The sequence below is a fragment of the Streptomyces sp. enrichment culture genome, from assembly GCF_964272855.1.
In the GTDB taxonomy this organism is placed as follows: domain Bacteria; phylum Actinomycetota; class Actinomycetes; order Streptomycetales; family Streptomycetaceae; genus Streptomyces.
Map to the genome: position 1 here is coordinate 2,439,506 of NZ_OZ186847.1, position 17,872 is coordinate 2,457,377.

The window sequence follows — 17,872 nt, forward strand, 5'->3', positions numbered from 1 at the left end:
TCAGCCGCCCAGCGCCCGCACCCCCGCGGTCACCACCACGGCCGCCGCCACGACGAGCAGGAACGGGGCGCGCAGCAGCAGCGCCACACCGGCCGCGGCGACCCCGGCGGCCCTCGCGTCCAGCACCAGTGCCTGCCCGTCGGCGAAGGTCTGCTGGGCCGTGAGGGCGGCGAGCAGGGCGACCGGCAGCAGCGCGGCGAGCCGCCTGACCAGCGGCCGCTCCAGCAGTCCGGCGGGGACGAGCAGCCCGGCGAGCTTGACGGCGTAGCAGCCCGCGGCCGTGACGGCGATGGCGATCCAGGTGTTCACCGGTCTCCCACCTCCCGGCGACCACGCGCCCACAGCACCACGGGCGCCGCGAGAGCGGCCACCAGGACCGGCACTCCGGCGGGCAGGACGGGTAGCAGCCCGAGCCCCAGGACGACGGCGAGCGCGGCGACGGCCCGCTCGGTGGCCGTCCGCAGCATCGGCGCCAGCAGCGCCAGGAACACCGCGGGCCCGGCCGCGTCGAGGCCCCAGGCATCGGTGTCACCGATGGCCTCGGCACCGAGCGCGCCGAGGAGCGTGGTGAGGTTCCACAGGACATAGAGGCTGAGCCCGGTCACGGCGAACCCGATCCGCGCGGTGCGGCGCGTCGGCTGTGCCAGGGCCACGGCCGCCGTCTCGTCGATCACCCACTGGGCGGCGAAGGGGCGCACCGCGCGCGGGAGGGCCAGCAACTGCGACAGCCGCAACCCGTAGAAGGCGTTGCGCACCCCCAGGAAGAGGGCACCGGCGGCCGCCGTGACCGGACCACCACCGGCCGCGAGCGCCCCGACGAGCGCGAACTGGGACGCCCCGGTGAACACCAGCAGGCTGAGCACGCAGGTCTGCGCCAGCGTCAGCCCGTTGCCCGCCGAGGTCACCCCGAAGGCGAACCCGGACAGTCCTACGGCGACGCCGACCCCCAGGGCGTCCCGGACGACGGCGGCGTCCGGCTTGCCGCCGTCGTCCGCCCGTATCTCCGCGAGAGCTGTTTCCTCAGTCACCCGTCGGACGGTAGGACCAGCCGGCGGGACGCGTCTTGTACGTTCTTGCGCTCCCGCTGGTAGGCGCCCGGGGGCACTCCGACGATCCGGCTGAAGTGCCGGTTCAGGTGCGGCTGGTCCGTGAACCCGACGGCCACCGCGGCCTCGGCGGGCGAGCGGCCCGCGTCCAGCAGTCGCAGCGCCCGCCGCACCCGGGCGTCCGTGAGCCAGGCGTGCGGCGGCATCCCGTAGGCCGCGCGGAACGCCCGCAGCAACGCGAAGGGGCTGGTACCCAGGTCACCGGCGAGCTTCTCCAGCGTCGGCGGCTCGGTCATCCGCTCCTCCAGCACCGCGCGGGCCCGAGCCGCGACCCGCGCCCCGGCCGTCCGCACCTCGCGCTGCGGCAGCGCCCCGCCGTTCAGCCGGAGCAGCCGGGTCACCGCGACCCGCAGCAGGGTGTCGGCGGCGAGCGCGTTCCCCTCGTCGGCGGCCCGCAGCACCTGGTGCACCAGACCCACGGTGTACGGATCGTCGAGCACCGGGCTGACGAATCCCGGCGTGCCCCGGATGGCGGTCGTCTCGGCGGCGATCTCCGCCACGAGTCCGGGCGACGGGTACACGGCCCCGTAACGCCACCCCTCGGGCACCCCGGCCCGCCCGGTGTGCGGGGTGTCGGGATTGACCAGTGCCAGCGCGCCCGCCCCGGCGTACTGGTCGGCCCCGCGGTGGTGGAAGACCTCGACCCCGTCCGCGATGGCCGCGATCACGAAGTTCTCGTGGGTGTGCCGCACGAACGTCTTCCTGACGTACCGGGCCCGCAGCAGATCCACTCCGGGCAGCTCGGCGTAGCGCCAGTGCCGCGCCCGCTCGCTCGAACCCGCCATGCACCCATTGTCGGCCAGCCGGACGACGTGCGGACACGCGACCGCCCCGGTGGTCCGGCGAGCCGCCTCCTCGACGCAAAGCCGCAGCTCAGGCCCATTGTCAGTGCCGGGGTGCAGGATGGACGCATGGCCAGCTCCCCGCACCGAGCCCTGGACGGCTTCTCGCCCGCGACCCGCGCCTGGTTCACGGGTGCCTTCTCCGCGCCCACCACCGCGCAGGCCGGCGCGTGGCAGGCGATCCGTGAGGGCTCGGACGTGCTGGTGGTCGCCCCCACCGGCTCCGGCAAGACCCTGGCCGCCTTCCTCGCCGCCCTCGACCAGCTCGCCTCCACACCCCCGCCGGCGGACCCCAAGAAGCGCTGCCGCGTCCTGTACGTCTCCCCGCTGAAGGCCCTGGCCGTCGACGTCGAGCGCAACCTGCGCAGCCCGCTCACCGGCATCCGCCACGAGGCCGTCCGCCTCGGCCTGCCCGAACCGGAGGTCAAGGTCGGCATCCGCTCCGGCGACACGCCCGCCGCCGAGCGCCGCGCCCTGTCCACCCGCCCGCCGGACATCCTGATCACCACCCCCGAGTCCCTGTTCCTGATGCTGACGTCGGCCACGCGGGACGCGCTGACGGGCGTGGAGACGGTGATCCTGGACGAGGTGCACGCCGTCGCCGGCACCAAGCGCGGCGCCCACCTGGCCCTGTCCCTGGAGCGCCTGGACGAGCTGCTGCCGAGGCCGGCGCGCCGCATCGGCCTGTCGGCGACCGTCCGCCCGGTCGACGAGGTCGCCCGCTTCCTCTCCCCGCGCGGCAAGGTGGAGATCGTCCAGCCGAAGTCGGGCAAGGAGTTCGACCTGTCCGTGGTCGTCCCGGTCGAGGACCTGGGCGAGCTGGGCGGCTCCCCCGTCGCCGAGGGCACCGAGGGCGGCGAGCGCCCGTCGATCTGGCCGCACGTCGAGGAACGGATCACCGATCTCGTCCAGTCCCACCGCTCGACCATCGTCTTCGCCAACTCCCGCCGCCTCGCCGAACGTCTGTGCAACCGGCTGAACGAGATCGCGTACGAGCGGGCCACCGGCGAACCCCTCGACGAGCACCACGCCCCGGCCGAGCTGATGGGCGGCTCGGGTGCCGCGCAGGGCGCACCGCCGGTCATCGCGCGCGCCCATCACGGCTCGGTCTCCAAGGAGCAGCGAGCCCTCGTCGAGGAGGACCTGAAGGCCGGCCGCCTGCCCGCCGTCGTCGCGACCTCCAGCCTCGAACTGGGCATCGACATGGGCGCGGTCGACCTCGTCGTCCAGGTGGAGTCCCCGCCCTCGGTGGCCTCCGGGCTGCAACGCGTCGGCCGCGCGGGACACCAGGTGGGCGCGGTCTCCACCGGTGTGGTCTTCCCGAAGTACCGCGGCGACCTGGTCCAGGCGGCCGTGGTCACCGAGCGCATGCGCACCGGCGCGATCGAGTCCCTGAGGGTGCCCGCCAACCCGCTGGACGTGCTGGCCCAGCAGCTGGTCGCGATGACGGCGCTGGACACCTGGCAGGTCGACGACCTGCTCGCCACCGTGCGCCGCGCGGCCCCCTTCGCCTCGCTGCCGGAGTCGGCGTTCACCGCGGTCCTCGACATGCTCGCCGGCCGCTACCCGTCCGACGCGTTCGCCGAGCTGCGCCCCCGCGTGGTGTGGGACCGCGTCGCGGGCACGGTCACGGGCCGCCCCGGCGCGCAGCGCCTCGCCGTCACCTCCGGCGGCACGATCCCCGACCGAGGCCTGTTCGGCGTCTTCCTCGCCGGTGCCGACCCGAAGAAGGGCGGCGGCCGGGTCGGCGAGCTGGACGAGGAGATGGTCTACGAGTCCCGCGTGGGGGACGTCTTCACGCTCGGCACCAGCTCCTGGCGCATCGAGGACATCACCCGCGACCGCGTCCTCGTCTCCCCCGCGCCCGGTGTCCCCGGCCGCCTGCCGTTCTGGAAGGGCGACCAGCTGGGCCGGCCGCTGGAACTGGGCCGCGCGGTGGGCGCGTTCCTCCGCGAGGTCGGCTCGCTGTCCAAGGACGACGCCCGTCTGCGCCTGCTCGCCGCAGGCCTGGACGCCTGGGCGGCGGACAACGTCCTTTCGTACCTCGACGAACAGCGCGAGGCCTGCGGCCACATCCCGGACGACCGCACGATCGTCGTGGAGCGCTTCCGCGACGAACTCGGCGACTGGCGGGTGGTCGTGCACTCCCCCTTCGGCGCCCAGGTCCACGCTCCCTGGGCCCTCGCCCTCGGCGCCAAGCTCTCCGAGCGGTACGGCATGGACGCCCAGGTCATGCACGCGGACGACGGCATCGTGCTGCGCCTGCCCGACGCCGACCTGCTGGGCATGGACCTCCTCGACCAGGAGCCGATGAAGGCGGGCGCGGAGTACGACGCCGAGCAGGCCCCCGTCGGCGCGGCCGACGTCGTCTTCGACAAGGGCGAGGTCGACCAGATCGTCACCGACCAGGTCGGCGGTTCGGCCCTGTTCGCGGCCCGCTTCCGCGAGTGCGCCGCCCGCGCGCTGCTGCTGCCCCGCCGCAATCCGGGCAAGCGCACCCCGCTGTGGCAGCAGCGTCAGCGCGCCTCCCAGCTGCTCCAGGTGGCGAGCGAGTTCGGCTCGTTCCCGATCGTCCTGGAGGCGGTCCGCGAGTGCCTCCAGGACGTCTTCGACGTCCCCGGACTCGTCGAGCTGATGGGCGATCTGGAGTCCCGCAAGGTCCGCCTGGTCGAGGTCACCACCCCCGAGCCCTCCCCCTTCGCCCGCTCCCTCCTCTTCGGATACGTCGCCCAGTTCCTCTACGAGGGCGACTCGCCCCTCGCCGAGCGCCGCGCGGCCGCGCTGTCGCTGGACTCGCGGCTGCTGGCCGAGCTGCTGGGCCAGGCCGAGCTGCGCGAACTGCTCGACGCGGAGGTGCTGACCGAGCTGGAGCAGGAGCTCCAGTGGCTCACCGAGGACCGCCGCGTCAAGGACGTCGAGGGCGTCGCCGACGTGCTGCGGCTGCTCGGCCCGCTCACCGACGCCGAGCTGGCCGAGCGGGGTGCCGAGCCCCAGTGGGCCCAGGAGCTGGCCGGTGCCCGCCGCGCGATCAAGGTACGGATCGCCGGCGCCGACCACTGGGCGGCGATCGAGGACGCGGGCCGCCTGCGCGACGCCCTCGGCACAGCCTTGCCGGTCGGCGTCCCGGAGGCCTTCACCGAACCGGTGAAGGACCCCTTGGGCGACCTACTCGCGCGCTACGCCCGCACCCACGGCCCGTTCACCTCCGCCACCGCGGCCGCCCGCTTCGGCCTCGGTGTCGCGGTCACCGAGGGCGCCCTGCACCGGCTGTCGGCGTCCGGGCGGATCGTCCAGGGCGAGTTCCACCCGGCCGGAATCGGCCAGGAGTGGTGCGACGCGGCCGTACTGCGCCGACTGCGCCGCCGCTCCCTCGCCGCCCTGCGGCACGAACTGGAGCCGGTACCCCCGGCCGCGCTCGCCCAGTTCCTCCCGCAGTGGCAGCACATCGGGCAGGGGCACACCCTGCGCGGTGTCGACGGACTGGTGCGCGCCGTCGAGCAGTTGCAGGGCGCCTCGGTGCCGGCCTCCGCGCTGGAGAAGCTGGTCCTGCCGTCGCGCGTGACGGGGTACACCCCGGCGATGCTCGACGAACTCACCGCCGCCGGGGAGGTGGTGTGGGCCGGTGCCGGGGCGCTGCCCGGCAAGGACGGCTGGGTCTCCCTGTATCTCGCGGACGCGGCCCCGCTGCTGCTGCCGCCTCCGCACCCTCTCGAACTGACTGCCCTGCACGAGTCCGTCCTCAACGCCCTCTCGGGTGGCTACGGCCTGTTCTTCCGTCAGATCGCCGACCAGGTACGCGCCACCACCCACCCGGACGCCACCGACCCGCAACTCGCCGACGCCCTGTGGGATCTGGCGTGGTCCGGACGCCTCACCAACGACACGCTCGCCCCGATGCGCGCCCTGCTCGGCTCGGGCCGCACCGCCGGTTCCACCGCCCACCGCGCCAAGCGTGCCGTCCCGCGCGGGCGCTACGGCTCCCTGACGGCCGCCGCCCGCCCGGCCTCCCGAAGCGGCCCGCCGACCGTCGCCGGCCGCTGGTCCCTGCTCCCGCAGCGCGAGCCCGACACCACGGTGCGCGCCCACGCCCTGGCCCGCACCCTGCTCGACCGGCACGGCGTGGTGACCCGCGGCGCGGTCGCCGCGGAAGGCGTCGAGGGCGGCTTCTCCGCGACGTACCGCATCCTGTCCGCCTTCGAGGAGAGCGGCCAGGCCCGGCGCGGTTACGTGGTGGAAGGGCTCGGCGCCGCCCAGTTCGCCATGGACGGTGCGGTGGACCGCCTCCGCGCGGTGGCCAACGCCCGCGAACGCAACGCCGGCCGCCCGGACGCCGACTTCGCCCACGGCACAGGCGTCGGCACGGGCACGGGTGCCGGCGCAGGCAATCCAGGCTCCGGCCCCGGCACCTTCCTCGGCGTCGACGGCGCCACCGCCGACTTCCTCGACGGAGCCCGCCCGTTGGGCCCCTTCGAGGACCACTCTCCCGCCTGGTACGACACCCCCGACGGAGGCGACCCCTTCGACACCCCGGCCGCCCACCCTGCGCCGGGCGACCACCGCACCCCCCGCGGCCAGGACCGCCCCGCCCCCGCCTGGCAGAACGGCGGCCGCCCACCGTACGCCCAGGCCGCCCCCGGACGCCGCGCCTCCGGTCCGCCCGCCCCGCGCGCCGTCGTCCTCGCCGCCGCCGACCCGGCGAACGCCTACGGCGCGGCCCTCGCCTGGCCCGACCCGCCGACCGACGCCGGGCACAAGCCGGGCCGCAAGGCGGGCTCCCTCGTCGTACTCGCCGAGGGCGAGCTGGTGCTCTACATGGAGCGGGGCGGCAAGACCCTGCTGGCCTGGCCCACCGACCCGGACACCACCCCCACCGACGACACCCGGCTGCGCGCCGCCGCGGACGCCCTCGCCGACGCGGCCCGCGCGGGCTCCCTCGGCACGGTCACCGTGGAGCGGATCAACGGCGCCCAGGCACTGACGTCACCCATCGGCGCCCTCCTGGAGGGAGCGGGCTTCGTCGCGACACCCAGAGGACTGCGTCTGCGGGCATGACCGGGAGACCAGGCACGACCAAGTGACCAGGCAGCACCAGGCAGCACGAGGCATGAGACAGACATGACCAGGCATGACCCGCTCGCCCCGTGTCACCCTTGACCCATGCCCGAAGGAGACACCGTCTGGCAGGCCGCGAGCAGGCTGCACGCCGCCCTCGCGGGCGAGGTGCTGACCCTCTCCGACCTCCGGGTCCCGCGGTACGCGACCGCCGACCTCACCGGCCGGACCGTGCTCGATGTGACCCCGCGGGGCAAGCACATCCTCACCCGCATCGAGGGCGGTCTCACCCTGCACTCGCACCTGCGGATGGACGGCTCGTGGAAGGTCTACGCGGCAGGCCAGCGCTGGACCGGCGGCCCGGCGCACCAGATCCGCGCGATCCTCGGCACCGCCGACCGCACGGCCGTCGGGTACCGCCTCCCCGTCCTGGAACTCCTCCGCACCGCCGACGAGGACCGCGCGGTCGGCCATCTCGGCCCCGACCTGCTGGGCCCGGACTGGGACCCCGGCCTCGCCCTCGCCAACCTCCTCGCCGACCCGGCCCGCCCGCTCGGCGAGGCCCTGCTGGACCAGCGCAATCTCGCCGGGATCGGCAACGTCTTCAAGAGCGAGCTGTGCTTCCTGGTGGGCGCCACCCCATGGCTCCCCGTCGGCGCGCTCCCGCCCGACCGCGCCGCCCAGCTCCCGGTCCTCGCCAAGAAGCTCCTGGAGGCCAACCGCGACCGCCCGGTCCGCAGCACGACCGGCCGCCGCGGCCAGGACCTGTTCGTCTACGGCCGGGCACCCCGCCCCTGCCTGCGCTGCCGCACTCCCATCCGCGTCGCCGACCAGGGCGACGGCTCCCGGGACCGCCCCACCTACTGGTGCCCGACCTGCCAGACCGGCCCGGCCCCGGCCCCGACCGCCGGCCGCTCCAGCCGATCCGCCCATTCCAGCCGATCTCCCGGCAGCAATTGACGTCCCGTCAGATCCTTCGTACGGTCCCCCCATACCGGCCCCCGCGTACGACCTCACCGGACGCACCGCCTTCGTCACCGGCGCGGCAGGCGGCATCGGCCGCGCCTCGGCCGTCCTGCTCGCCGGCGCCGGTGCCACCGTGCACTGCGCGGACCTCGACGCACCGGGCCTGCGCGAGACGGCGGCGCCCCCGGCCTGCTCTGCTACGGCCTCGCCAAGGCGGCCGTGGTGCAGCTGACGAAGACGCTGGCGACCGAGCTGGGCGGCCACGGCATCCGCGCGAACGCGGTCGCGCCGGGTTGGCCCGTACCCCCATGACGGCCCGCCGCGACGACGAGACCCGGTCCCGAACCGAGGCGGCGATGGCCCGGATGTCCCTGATGGGCCGGGTCGGCACACCGGAGGACATCGCTCACGCGGTCCTGTATCTAGCCTGCGACGCCCCGTCCTTCACGACGGGTCAGATTCTGCGCCCGAACCGTGGGGTGGCGATGCCCTGGTAGCGTCCGCCGACGCCCTGGCGCCATCCGCCGATGCCCTGGTGGCGTCCGCCGCCCGCCAGGCGGCCCGCCAGCGCCCGGTACCGACGGCGCCGACGGCCCGCGCCTTGGAGACCGTGTGCACCGGGAGCAGACTCAGCCCCCACCCGCCGGCCGCGACCGTCCCCTCCAGCACCCCCGCGTCCGGCGCGACAGCGACCCGGACGACGGCCCACCACCACACCGCGCCAAGCGTCAGAACGGCCCCCCAGCGCACTATCCGCCCCGCCATGGCGGCCACCTCCAGCCCGACGCCAGACGCCGTCTCACCCCGACCGGGCCGACGCTAGACGGCCGCTCTCAGCGCGGGGAGGGCGCACCACCGGCACACGGGCGCACCACTCGCGTCACCCCTGCGTCCCTCGCTCACCTGCACGTCACACGTTCTCCGCCTGGAACATCCAGTGATGCTTCTCGAGGTCCGCGGTGACCTGGATGAAGATGTCCTGCGAGACCGGATCCGGTTCCCCGGTCGCCGCAACGCGCTCCCGCATCCGGGTGATCACCGCCCCGAGGGCGTCCACGAGCACCCGTACCGCGTCCTCGTCCTTGACCCATCCGCCGGACACCTCTCCGATGCCGCTGCCGGAGGCCACGGTCGCGGCCCGCCCGTCGGGCGAGACCCCCAGGGCGGAGGCCCGCTCGGCGACCGTGTCGGAGTGCGTCCGGGCGGTGTCGACCACCTCGTCCAGTTGGAGGTGCACGGACCGGAACCGCGGCCCCACCACGTTCCAGTGCACCTGCTTGGCGACCAACGCCAGGTCCACCAGATCGACGAGGGCGCCCTGCAGCGCGTCGGCGACGGTCTTCAGATCCGAATCGGACAGGGGGCTCTTCACGGCGTTCATCCGCACCTCCGGCAACTCACCCAGTCGTGGCCCCTCCACGATGACCGGATCCGCAAAATGCGGCAAACGGAGCAAATCGCCAGACGCGAGCGAGACGCCGACGGGGCATCGCCCCAAACAAGGGCCCAGACACGCGAAAACCCCGACCCGCTTCCCCAGATCCCCCTGAAGAAGCCCCGCCGGGGCTCACACGTCACGCTCTTTCAGCGCCGCGCCACACTCACGCGGCGACCACGTCCACCGCTTCGGCAGGCGCCTTGATGGTCACCCGTTCCGGTGGCACACCAGTCACCGAAACAGAGCCCAGCATCGGGCGAACCGGCGTGTGCACAGGCTCGCTGGGGGTGGCCGCTGCAGACTGGGCCAGCTCGGCGAGGGCGAGCTCGTCGCTCACTTCCCTCATCAGCTCGGACATCCGTACGTCCAGCGCGTCGCAGATGGCGGCGAGCAGTTCGGAGGAAGCCTCCTTCTGCCCCCGCTCCACCTCGGAGAGATAGCCGAGTGAGACTCGGGCGGACGAGGAGACTTCGCGCAGAGTACGGCCCTGGCGCTGGCGCTGCCGACGCAGCACGTCACCCAGCAGGCGACGGAGCAGAATCATCGGTGGCTCCCTCCTCGGACCGCGTAGCCGCATCCTTCACGCCCCACCGTACCGCCTCGCGCCGCGGCCGTGCGGGGAGCGATGTCGTGTTCACTCAGGGCTGCAAACATCAAAACCCCCCGTTCTGTTCCGTATCCTGTGCCCGCTCATTCCCGGTCTGTTCGCCCGCAAGCTCCTTCAGGAGCAGTGCGAGTACGCTCCGTACACTCTCCATACGAATTTCCTCGCGGTCGCCGTTCAATCGCAGCGACTCCACTTTTCCGCCACCGGCGGAACCGGAACCAGGGCCGAAGGGCCCGTCCAGCGCCACGAAAACCGTCCCGACGGGCTGTCCGTCCTGCGGATCGGGGCCGGCGACACCGGTGGTGGCGATGCCCCAGTCGGCGCCCAGCGCCTTCCGAACGCCGACCGCCATCTGGGCCGCGACCTGCGGATCCACCGCACCTCGCTGGGCCAGCAGGGTGGCGTCGACACCCAGCAGCCGATGCTTCACTTCGGTGGCGTACGCGGTCACGGAACCCCGGAACGCCTTGGACGCACCCGGAACCGTGGTGAGCTCCGCGGCGACCAGCCCACCGGTCAGCGACTCGGCGACGGCGACCGTCTCACCCCTCACGGTGAGTAGTCGCACCACGTCGGCTGCCGTGGACCTCACCCCTGCGTCTCCTCCAGCGCGGCCTTGCGCTCGGCGATTCCCTGCCGGCGCAGCACAATGGCCTGTCTCACATAGTCAAGGCCGGTCACGACGGTCAGTACGACCGCCGCCGCCATCACCCAGAACCGCAGGGTGGCCAGCCACCCCGTCAGCGCGAGCACGTACATGCCGACGGCCACGCCCTGGGTGAGGGTCTTGAGCTTGCCGCCCCGGCTCGCCGGGATGACGCCGTACCGGATGACCAGAAAACGCAGCAGGGTGACGCCGAGTTCCCGCCCGAGGATCACGGCTGTCACCCACCACGGCAGATCGCCCAGCGCCGAGAGACAGACCAGCGCCGCTCCCATGATCGCCTTGTCGGCGATGGGATCGGCGATCTTCCCGAAGTCGGTGACGAGGTCGTAGGTGCGCGCCAGATGCCCGTCGAACAGGTCGGTGATCATGGCGATGGCGAAGGCGGCCCAGGCGAGCGAACGCCACGCCGGGTCGTATCCGCCGTCGGCCAGCATCAGGGCGACGAAGGCGGGCACGAGGAGCAGCCGGAGCATGGTCAGCAGGTTGGCGATGTTCCAGACGCTGGCCTGGTTGACCGCTGCAGCCGCGATCTTGCCGCCCCGCGCGGGCTTGGCACCCGCCGGGCCGCTGCCCGATCCGCCGTCCGCCGCGCTCTCCGGCGCTGCCCCGGGCGAAGCCACGGGTCCGCCCTCGGAGGAACCGACGGACGCCCCTCCGGCAGCGCCCGCAGAGGACGCCCCACCGGCATTCCCGGGCGACGACTCCGCGGAGCCTCCCGGCACCGAAGCGGCGACGGCGGCCCCGCGAGGCCCGGCAGCGCTCGGACCGTGGGCGGCGGCGCCCGCCGCCCCCTTGCCCGGGGCGGAAGCCGCAGCCGCGCCGTTCGCCCGGGCGGGACCGCCCGCGGCCGCCGGCACTCCGCTCATCTGCCCGCCTCCTCGCTGCCTCCGGGGTGGCCCGCCAGCGGCTCGGCCACCAGGTCGACACCCTCCGTACCGACCACCTTCGCCTCGACCATACGACCGACGCTCAGGCCCGCGCCGCTCGTGAGCAGCACCTGGCCGTCCGTCTCCGGCGCCTGGTGGGCCGCGCGGCCGTAGACGCCCTCCTCGTCGTCCACCGACTCGACGAGGACCCGCACGGTCGAGCCGACGCGTTCCTCGGCCCGCTGCGAGACCAGCTCCTCGGCCAGCCGGGAGACCCGGGCCAGCCGCTCGGCGACGACGTCCTCGTCGAGCTTGTTGTCGTACGTCGCGGCTTCGGTGCCCTCCTCGTCGGAGTAACCGAAAACGCCGATGGCATCCAGCCGCGCGCCGGTCAGGAAGCGCTCCAGCTCGGCCAGGTCGGCCTCGGACTCGCCGGGGAAGCCGACGATGAAGTTGGACCGCACACCGGCCTCCGGGGCCTTGCTCCGGATGGTGTCCAGCAGCTCCAGGAAGCGGTCGGTGTCGCCGAAGCGGCGCATCGCGCGGAGCACGCCGGGGGCGGAGTGCTGGAAGGAGAGGTCGAAGTAGGGGGCGACCTTGGGGGTGGAGGTCAGCACGTCGATCAGGCCGGGGCGCATCTCGGCGGGCTGGAGGTAGCTGACGCGGACCCGCTCGATGCCGTCCACCTCGGCCAGCTCGGGCAGCAGCGACTCCAGCAGGCGGATGTCGCCCAGGTCCTTGCCGTACGACGTGTTGTTCTCGGAGACCAGCATGACCTCCTTGACGCCCTGCTCGGCCAGCCACCGCGTCTCGTTCAGCACGTCGCTCGGGCGGCGCGAGATGAAGGAGCCGCGGAAGGACGGGATGGCGCAGAAGGTGCAGCGCCGGTCGCAGCCGGAGGCGAGCTTCACCGAGGCGACCGGGGCGCCGTCCAGCCGCCGGCGCAGCGGCGCGCGGGGCCCGGAGGCGGGGGCCAGGCCGTCGGGGAGGTCGGTGGGCGCGTGGCCCGGCAGGGCGACCTCCGCCGCGGACTCCTGCCGCTCGGCGGGGCTGATCGGCAGCAGCTTGCGCCGGTCGCGCGGGGTGTGGGCGGCGTGGATGCCGCCGCTCAGGATGGTCTGGAGGCGGTCGGAGATGTCGGCGTAGTCGTCGAAGCCGAGCACGCCGTCGGCCTCGGGAAGGGCCTCGGCCAGCTCCTTTCCGTACCGCTCGGCCATGCAGCCGACCGCGACCACGGCCTGGGTTCTGCCGTGGTCCTTGAGGTCGTTGGCCTCCAGCAGGGCGTCTACGGAGTCCTTCTTGGCGGCGTCGACGAAGCCGCAGGTGTTGACGACGGCGACATCGGCGTCCGCGGCGTCCTCGACGAGCTGCCAGCCGTCCGCCTCCAAACGGCCTGCGAGCTCCTCCGAGTCCACCTCGTTACGGGCGCAGCCAAGGGTGACCAGTGCGACGGTACGGCGTTCAGGCATGGGCTCAAGACTACTTCGTCCCGCTGACACCCCACGTCGACGGGGTTGGCCGATCTTGGTCGACCCCGCACCCGCTGCCCCGTTGCGACTCCCTTATCCGACCTGCGGATCACTCTTCCTGTAGGTCAGCCGCTCCACGGCACCCGGCCGGAAGTCCTCGTCGATCTTCTTGCCGTTCACGTACAGCTCGATCGCCCCGGCGTCGCCGAGGACCAGGTTGATCTCGGAGCTGTCCTGGAAGGTCTTGGACTCGCCATGCTTCAGGAGCCCGTCGAAGAGCAGCCGGCCGCTGTGGTCCTTGGCGGAGATCCAGCTGCGCCCGTCGACCGCGCTGACCTGGACGGTGACCTTGTCGCGCGGCGCGGCCGCGATGGCGCTCTCGGTCGGGTCCGGCTTGGAGTCGGTGGGCTTGCCGGTCCCGGCGCTCGGCGAGACGTCCTTGCTCTTCGTCGACGTGACGCCCTCGGCGACCTGTTCCTTCGACCCGCTGTCGGAGTCACCCTTGAAGGCGGTGAACCCGACGAAGCCGACCACGGCGACGATCGCGGCGACCATGGCCGCGGTCCAGTTCGGCCCGCGCCGCTCGGGCCGGATGCGTTCCGCCTCGAACAGCGGTGCCGCCGGGGTGGGCGCGGGCCGTCCGCCGTGTTCGGCGCCGTACCGGGCGAGCAGGGGTTCCGGATCCAGGCCGACGGCCTTGGCCAGCGACCGGATGTGACCGCGGGCGTAGACGTCTCCGCCGCAGGGCGCGAAGTCGTCCGCCTCGATCGCGTGCACGATGGCGATCCGGACCCGGGTGGCGGCGCTGACGTCGTCGACGGTCAGCCCGGCCGCGATACGCGCCTGCCGCAGCGCGTGGCCGATGGAGGGGTGGGCTTCCTCGGAAACGTCTTCGAAGGGACGCTCGTCTTCAGGGGAGTTGCCGATGGACACGGGGGCGCCTTTCGAGCGTGTAGCCACCTGCTGGAGGTTCAGTCTAGGGGGGGTGCGAAAGGGTGGGGCAACCGGGCGGTAGGACTTTGTACGCCATCGGAATGGCCGGACATCCCGATGGTGGGGTACGCGCTTTTCGCTTCCCTCAACTTGACGTGCGTCAAAGGGAAACGGTTGCTCACTGATCCCTTACGGGTGAGTCACGATCCAGCAACCGGCGGAACGCGCACCCATCCGCGCACCGTTCCGCGCAACCACTCGCGTACCCGTCCGTGAGAGCACCACCGCAGCCGTTTCCCTACGCTTCAGACTCCCCACGAATCATGGCCAGCACGCCATCCAGTTCGTCAGGCTTCACCAGCACGTCCCGCGCCTTGGACCCCTCGCTCGGTCCGACGATGTTCCGGGACTCCATCAGGTCCATCAGCCGCCCGGCCTTCGCGAAGCCGACCCGCAGCTTGCGCTGGAGCATGGAGGTCGACCCGAACTGCGTGGAGACGACCAGCTCGGCCGCCTGGCACAGCAGGTCGAGGTCGTCGCCGATGTCCTCGTCGATCTCCTTCTTCTGCTTGGTCCCGACGACGACGTCGTCCCGGAAGACCGGCGCCATCTGATCCTTGCAGTGCTGGACGACGGCCGCGACCTCGGCCTCGGTGACGAACGCGCCCTGCATACGGGTGGGCTTGTTCGCCCCCATCGGCAGGAACAGCCCGTCGCCCTTGCCGATCAGCTTCTCGGCGCCCGGCTGGTCGAGGATGACCCGCGAGTCGGCCAGTGAGGAGGTGGCGAAGGCGAGCCGCGAGGGCACGTTGGCCTTGATGAGGCCGGTGACGACGTCCACGGACGGCCGCTGGGTGGCGAGCACCAGGTGGATGCCGGCGGCCCGCGCGAGCTGCGTGATCCGCACGATCGCGTCCTCGACGTCGCGCGGCGCCACCATCATCAGGTCCGCCAGCTCGTCGACGATCACCAGCAGGTACGGGTACGGCTGGAGCTCCCGCTCGCTGCCCTCCGGCGGCTTGGCCTTCCCCTCGCGCACCGCGCGGTTGAAGTCGTCGATGTGCCGGTACCCGTAGGCCGCGAGGTCGTCGTACCTGAGGTCCATCTCCCGTACGACCCACTGGAGCGCCTCGGCGGCCCGCTTCGGGTTGGTGATGATCGGTGTGATCAGGTGCGGGATGCCCTCGTAGGCGGTCAGCTCGACGCGCTTGGGGTCGACCAGGATCATCCGGACGTCCTCGGGGGTCGCCCGCATCATGACCGAGGTGATCAGGCAGTTGATGCAGGACGACTTGCCGGAGCCGGTGGCGCCGGCGACCAGCATGTGCGGCATCTTCGCCAGCGAGTGCATGACGTACCCGCCCTCGACGTCCTTGCCGAAGGCGACCAGCATCGGGTCGTCGTCCTCGGCGGACTCCGCGAGCCGGAGAACGTCGCCCAGGTTGACCATCTCGCGGTCGGTGTTCGGGATCTCGATGCCGACCGCGGACTTGCCGGGGATCGGGCTGATGATCCGCACGTCCGGGCTGGCGACGGCGTACGCGATGTTCTTGGTGAGCGCGGTGATCCGCTCCACCTTCACGGCGGGGCCCAGCTCGACCTCGTAGCGCGTGACCGTCGGCCCGCGCGTGAAGCCGGTGACCCGCGCGTCGACCTTGAACTCGGTGAAGACGTTGGTCAGCGAGTCGACGATCGCGTCGTTGGCGGCGCTGCGCGCCTTGCCGGGCCCGCCGCGCGTGAGGAGGTCCAGCGACGGCAGGGCGTAGGTGATGTCGCCGGACAGCTGGAGCTGCTCGGCCCGCGCGGGCAGGTCGCGGGGCTCGTTCGGGGGCGCCTTGGTGAGGTCGGGGACCTCCGTCTTGAGCTGCTCCTGCTGGGGGCGCTTCAGCTGCTCCCGCTTGGGCCGCGCGGCCGGCACCGGCGTCGGTGTCGGTGTCGTCGGCTCGCGGTCCTCGGCACGTACGCCCTGAGTGAGGTCGGCGACGACCGGCGACGGCGGCATGCCGTGCAGCACGGCGCCGTCGAGCGCGGCGGCAGCAGCGGCGGCGACGTCCACGGCGTCCATCTGCCGGTCCATCTCGGGCTGCGGCACCGCGGAGCGCCGGGGGCGGCCGCGACGCCGCGAGAGCGCCTCCTGCTCCGCGCCGTCGGGGTCGTACACCTCGGGGGCGGGGCCGCCGCGCCGGCGCGGACGGGCGGGCAGCGCCTCGCGCCACTGCTCCTCGTAGCGCTCGTCGTCCTCGCCGAACTCGTCCGGCTCGGGGTCACGGACCAGGCCGAGGCGCACACCGAGCAGCCGCAACCGCTGCGGGATGGCGTTGACCGGCGTGGCGGTCACCACCAGCAGGCCGAAGACGGTCAGGAGGACCAGCAGCGGCACGGCCAGCACGTCGGTCATGGTGTACGTCAGCGGGGTCGCCGCTCCCCAGCCGATGAGGCCCCCGGCGTCCCGTATGGCCTGCATGCCGTCGCTGCGCGCGGGCGAGCCGCAGGCGATGTGGACCTGGCCGAGGACACCGATGACGAGCGCGGACAGGCCGATCACGATCCGGCCGTTGGCCTCGGGCTTCTCCGGATGCCGGATGAAGCGGACGGCGATCACCGTGAGCAGTATCGGCACCAGCAGGTCCAGCCGGCCGAAGGCGCCGGTCACCAGCACCTCGACGAGGTCGCCGACGGGCCCGCGCAGGTTCGACCAGGTGCCCGCGGCGACGATCAGCGCGAGGGCGAGCAGCAGCAGCGCGACGCCGTCCTTGCGGTGTGCCGGGTCGAGGTTCTTGGCGCCCTGCCCTATGCCGCGGAACACCGCGCCGACGGCGTGCGCGAGGCCGAGCCAGAGGGCGCGCACGAGCCGGTACACGCCCCCGGTGGGGCTCGGTGCCGGCTTCGCGGGCGCGGCCTTCTTCGCCGGGGCCTTCTTGGCGGGCGCCTTCTTCGCGGGTGCCTTTTTCGCCACGGCCTTCCTCGCCGGAGCCTTCGCGGGAGCGGCCGTCTTCTTCGCGGGCTGCTTCTTGGCTGCGGAGGGACGTGAGGCCATAGGTGTGAGATTACCGGGGGAGCCGACAGGGGACACGTGTGCCTACCGCTTCACCCGTTCGTGTCGCCCTTGCGGGGGCGGGAAACTGACGCGGGCTCACTCGACGGCGCTGTCGCAACGGACCCCGCCGGGCGGTCAGTTCTGCGAAGGCACCGAGGAGGGCCCGCCGGTTCCCGGCTCCAGCGCGTCCAACGCGCGCCGCAGTCCGGTCAGCTTGCGCTCCAGGTGCGCCGCCGTGGCCACCGCGGCCGCGTCCGCCGACTCGTCGTCCAGCTGCTTGGACAGCGCCTCGGCCTGCTCCTCGACCGCCGCGAGCCGCGCGGACAGCTCGGCGAGCAGTCCGGCCGCCTCCTTGCCGCCGCCGACCGCGCCCTTGCCGCCGCCCTCCAACTGGAGCCGCAGCAGCGCCGCCTGCTCCCTCAGCTGGCAGTTCTTCATGTACAGCTCGACGAACACCGAGACCTTGGCGCGCAGCACCCACGGGTCGAACGGCTTGGAGATGTAGTCCACCGCGCCCGCCGCATAGCCACGGAAGGTGTGGTGCGGACCATGGTTGATCGCGGTGAGGAAGATGATCGGGATGTCCCGGGTCCGCTCCCGCCGCTTGATGTGCGCGGCGGTCTCGAACCCGTCCATGCCCGGCATCTGGACGTCCAGCAGAATGACCGCGAAGTCGTCCGTGAGCAGTGCTTTGAGCGCTTCCTCCCCGGACGATGCCCGTACCAGTGTCTGATCGAGCGCCGAGAGGATCGCCTCCAGCGCCAGCAGATTCTCCGGCCGGTCATCGACCAGGAGGATCTTGGCCTTCTGCACCATGGCCCGCCCTCCTCGCCCCGGCAGTGCACCGGGCGCCGCCCCAGGGGACGACTCCGTTACGCCGCCCGTCCTC

Annotated in this window: 13 protein-coding genes and 1 pseudogene; 3 read left to right on the top strand and 11 right to left on the bottom strand. The window is 72.9% G+C overall.

Going from position 1 to position 17,872, the window contains the following annotated elements:
* The 3 genes from ACSU6L_RS10105 to ACSU6L_RS10115 are packed head-to-tail and all read right to left on the bottom strand — an operon-like array spanning position 1 to position 1,891.
* Positions 1-309, bottom strand: a complete 309-nt coding sequence (locus tag ACSU6L_RS10105; protein WP_073939517.1) for an AzlD domain-containing protein — start codon at positions 307-309, stop codon at positions 1-3.
* Positions 306-1,028 (bottom strand): AzlC family ABC transporter permease, encoded by a 723-nt coding sequence (locus ACSU6L_RS10110; RefSeq protein WP_437055666.1) that lies wholly within the window; start codon positions 1,026-1,028, stop codon positions 306-308. Before ACSU6L_RS10110 ends, ACSU6L_RS10105 begins: the two co-directional genes overlap by 4 nt.
* Positions 1,025-1,891 carry an AraC family transcriptional regulator gene (locus tag ACSU6L_RS10115; RefSeq protein WP_437055668.1) on the bottom strand — a complete coding sequence of 289 codons (867 nt, stop codon included), beginning with the start codon at positions 1,889-1,891 and terminating at the stop codon, positions 1,025-1,027. The genes ACSU6L_RS10110 and ACSU6L_RS10115 overlap by 4 nt, the downstream gene beginning before the upstream one ends.
* A 126-nt stretch (positions 1,892-2,017) precedes the next feature.
* Here ACSU6L_RS10115 and ACSU6L_RS10120 point away from each other — a divergent pair, with 126 nt between their 5' ends.
* The 3 genes and pseudogenes from ACSU6L_RS10120 (at position 2,018) to ACSU6L_RS10130 (ending at position 8,463) form a co-directional block, all read left to right on the top strand.
* A complete protein-coding gene (locus ACSU6L_RS10120; protein ID WP_437055670.1) occupies positions 2,018-7,000 on the top strand; it encodes an ATP-dependent helicase in 4,983 nt (1,660 codons plus the stop codon).
* A gap of 105 nt (positions 7,001-7,105) precedes the next feature.
* On the top strand, positions 7,106-7,960 hold the full coding sequence (locus ACSU6L_RS10125) for an Fpg/Nei family DNA glycosylase (protein ID WP_437055672.1): 855 nt from the start codon (positions 7,106-7,108) through the stop codon (positions 7,958-7,960).
* Between the two features lie 31 nt (positions 7,961-7,991).
* Positions 7,992-8,463: pseudogene (locus tag ACSU6L_RS10130) on the top strand (SDR family NAD(P)-dependent oxidoreductase).
* 413 nt (positions 8,464-8,876) lie between these two features.
* Here ACSU6L_RS10130 and ACSU6L_RS10135 read toward each other — a convergent pair.
* The 8 genes from ACSU6L_RS10135 to ACSU6L_RS10170 form a co-directional block, all read right to left on the bottom strand.
* Complete coding sequence (locus ACSU6L_RS10135; protein ID WP_365515780.1) at positions 8,877-9,347, bottom strand: Dps family protein; 471 nt, start codon at positions 9,345-9,347, stop codon at positions 8,877-8,879.
* A 220-nt stretch (positions 9,348-9,567) separates the two neighbouring features.
* Positions 9,568-9,948, bottom strand: coding sequence for a helix-turn-helix domain-containing protein (locus tag ACSU6L_RS10140; protein WP_043504588.1), 381 nt, complete (start codon positions 9,946-9,948; stop codon positions 9,568-9,570).
* Positions 9,949-10,057: 109 nt separating this feature from the next.
* Positions 10,058-10,603: a CinA family protein gene (locus ACSU6L_RS10145; protein WP_437055675.1), complete on the bottom strand. Its 546-nt coding sequence runs from the start codon at positions 10,601-10,603 to the stop codon at positions 10,058-10,060.
* Positions 10,600-11,544, bottom strand: coding sequence for a CDP-diacylglycerol--glycerol-3-phosphate 3-phosphatidyltransferase (gene pgsA / locus ACSU6L_RS10150; protein ID WP_437055677.1), 945 nt, complete (start codon positions 11,542-11,544; stop codon positions 10,600-10,602). Before pgsA ends, ACSU6L_RS10145 begins: the two co-directional genes overlap by 4 nt.
* The gene (gene rimO, locus ACSU6L_RS10155) at positions 11,541-13,013 is read right to left on the bottom strand and encodes a 30S ribosomal protein S12 methylthiotransferase RimO (protein ID WP_437055679.1); all 1,473 of its coding nucleotides are present in this window, start codon (positions 13,011-13,013) and stop codon (positions 11,541-11,543) included. The genes pgsA and rimO overlap by 4 nt, the downstream gene beginning before the upstream one ends.
* Positions 13,014-13,106: 93 nt before the next feature.
* A complete protein-coding gene (locus tag ACSU6L_RS10160; protein ID WP_437055681.1) occupies positions 13,107-13,946 on the bottom strand; it encodes a helix-turn-helix domain-containing protein in 840 nt (279 codons plus the stop codon).
* A 298-nt stretch (positions 13,947-14,244) separates the two neighbouring features.
* Positions 14,245-16,983 (bottom strand): DNA translocase FtsK, encoded by a 2,739-nt coding sequence (locus ACSU6L_RS10165; protein WP_437055683.1) that lies wholly within the window; start codon positions 16,981-16,983, stop codon positions 14,245-14,247.
* Positions 16,984-17,118: 135 nt separating this feature from the next.
* Entirely contained in the window at positions 17,119-17,799 is a 681-nt protein-coding gene (locus tag ACSU6L_RS10170) for a response regulator (protein WP_073939526.1), read from the bottom strand.
* Positions 17,800-17,872 lie beyond the last annotated feature (73 nt).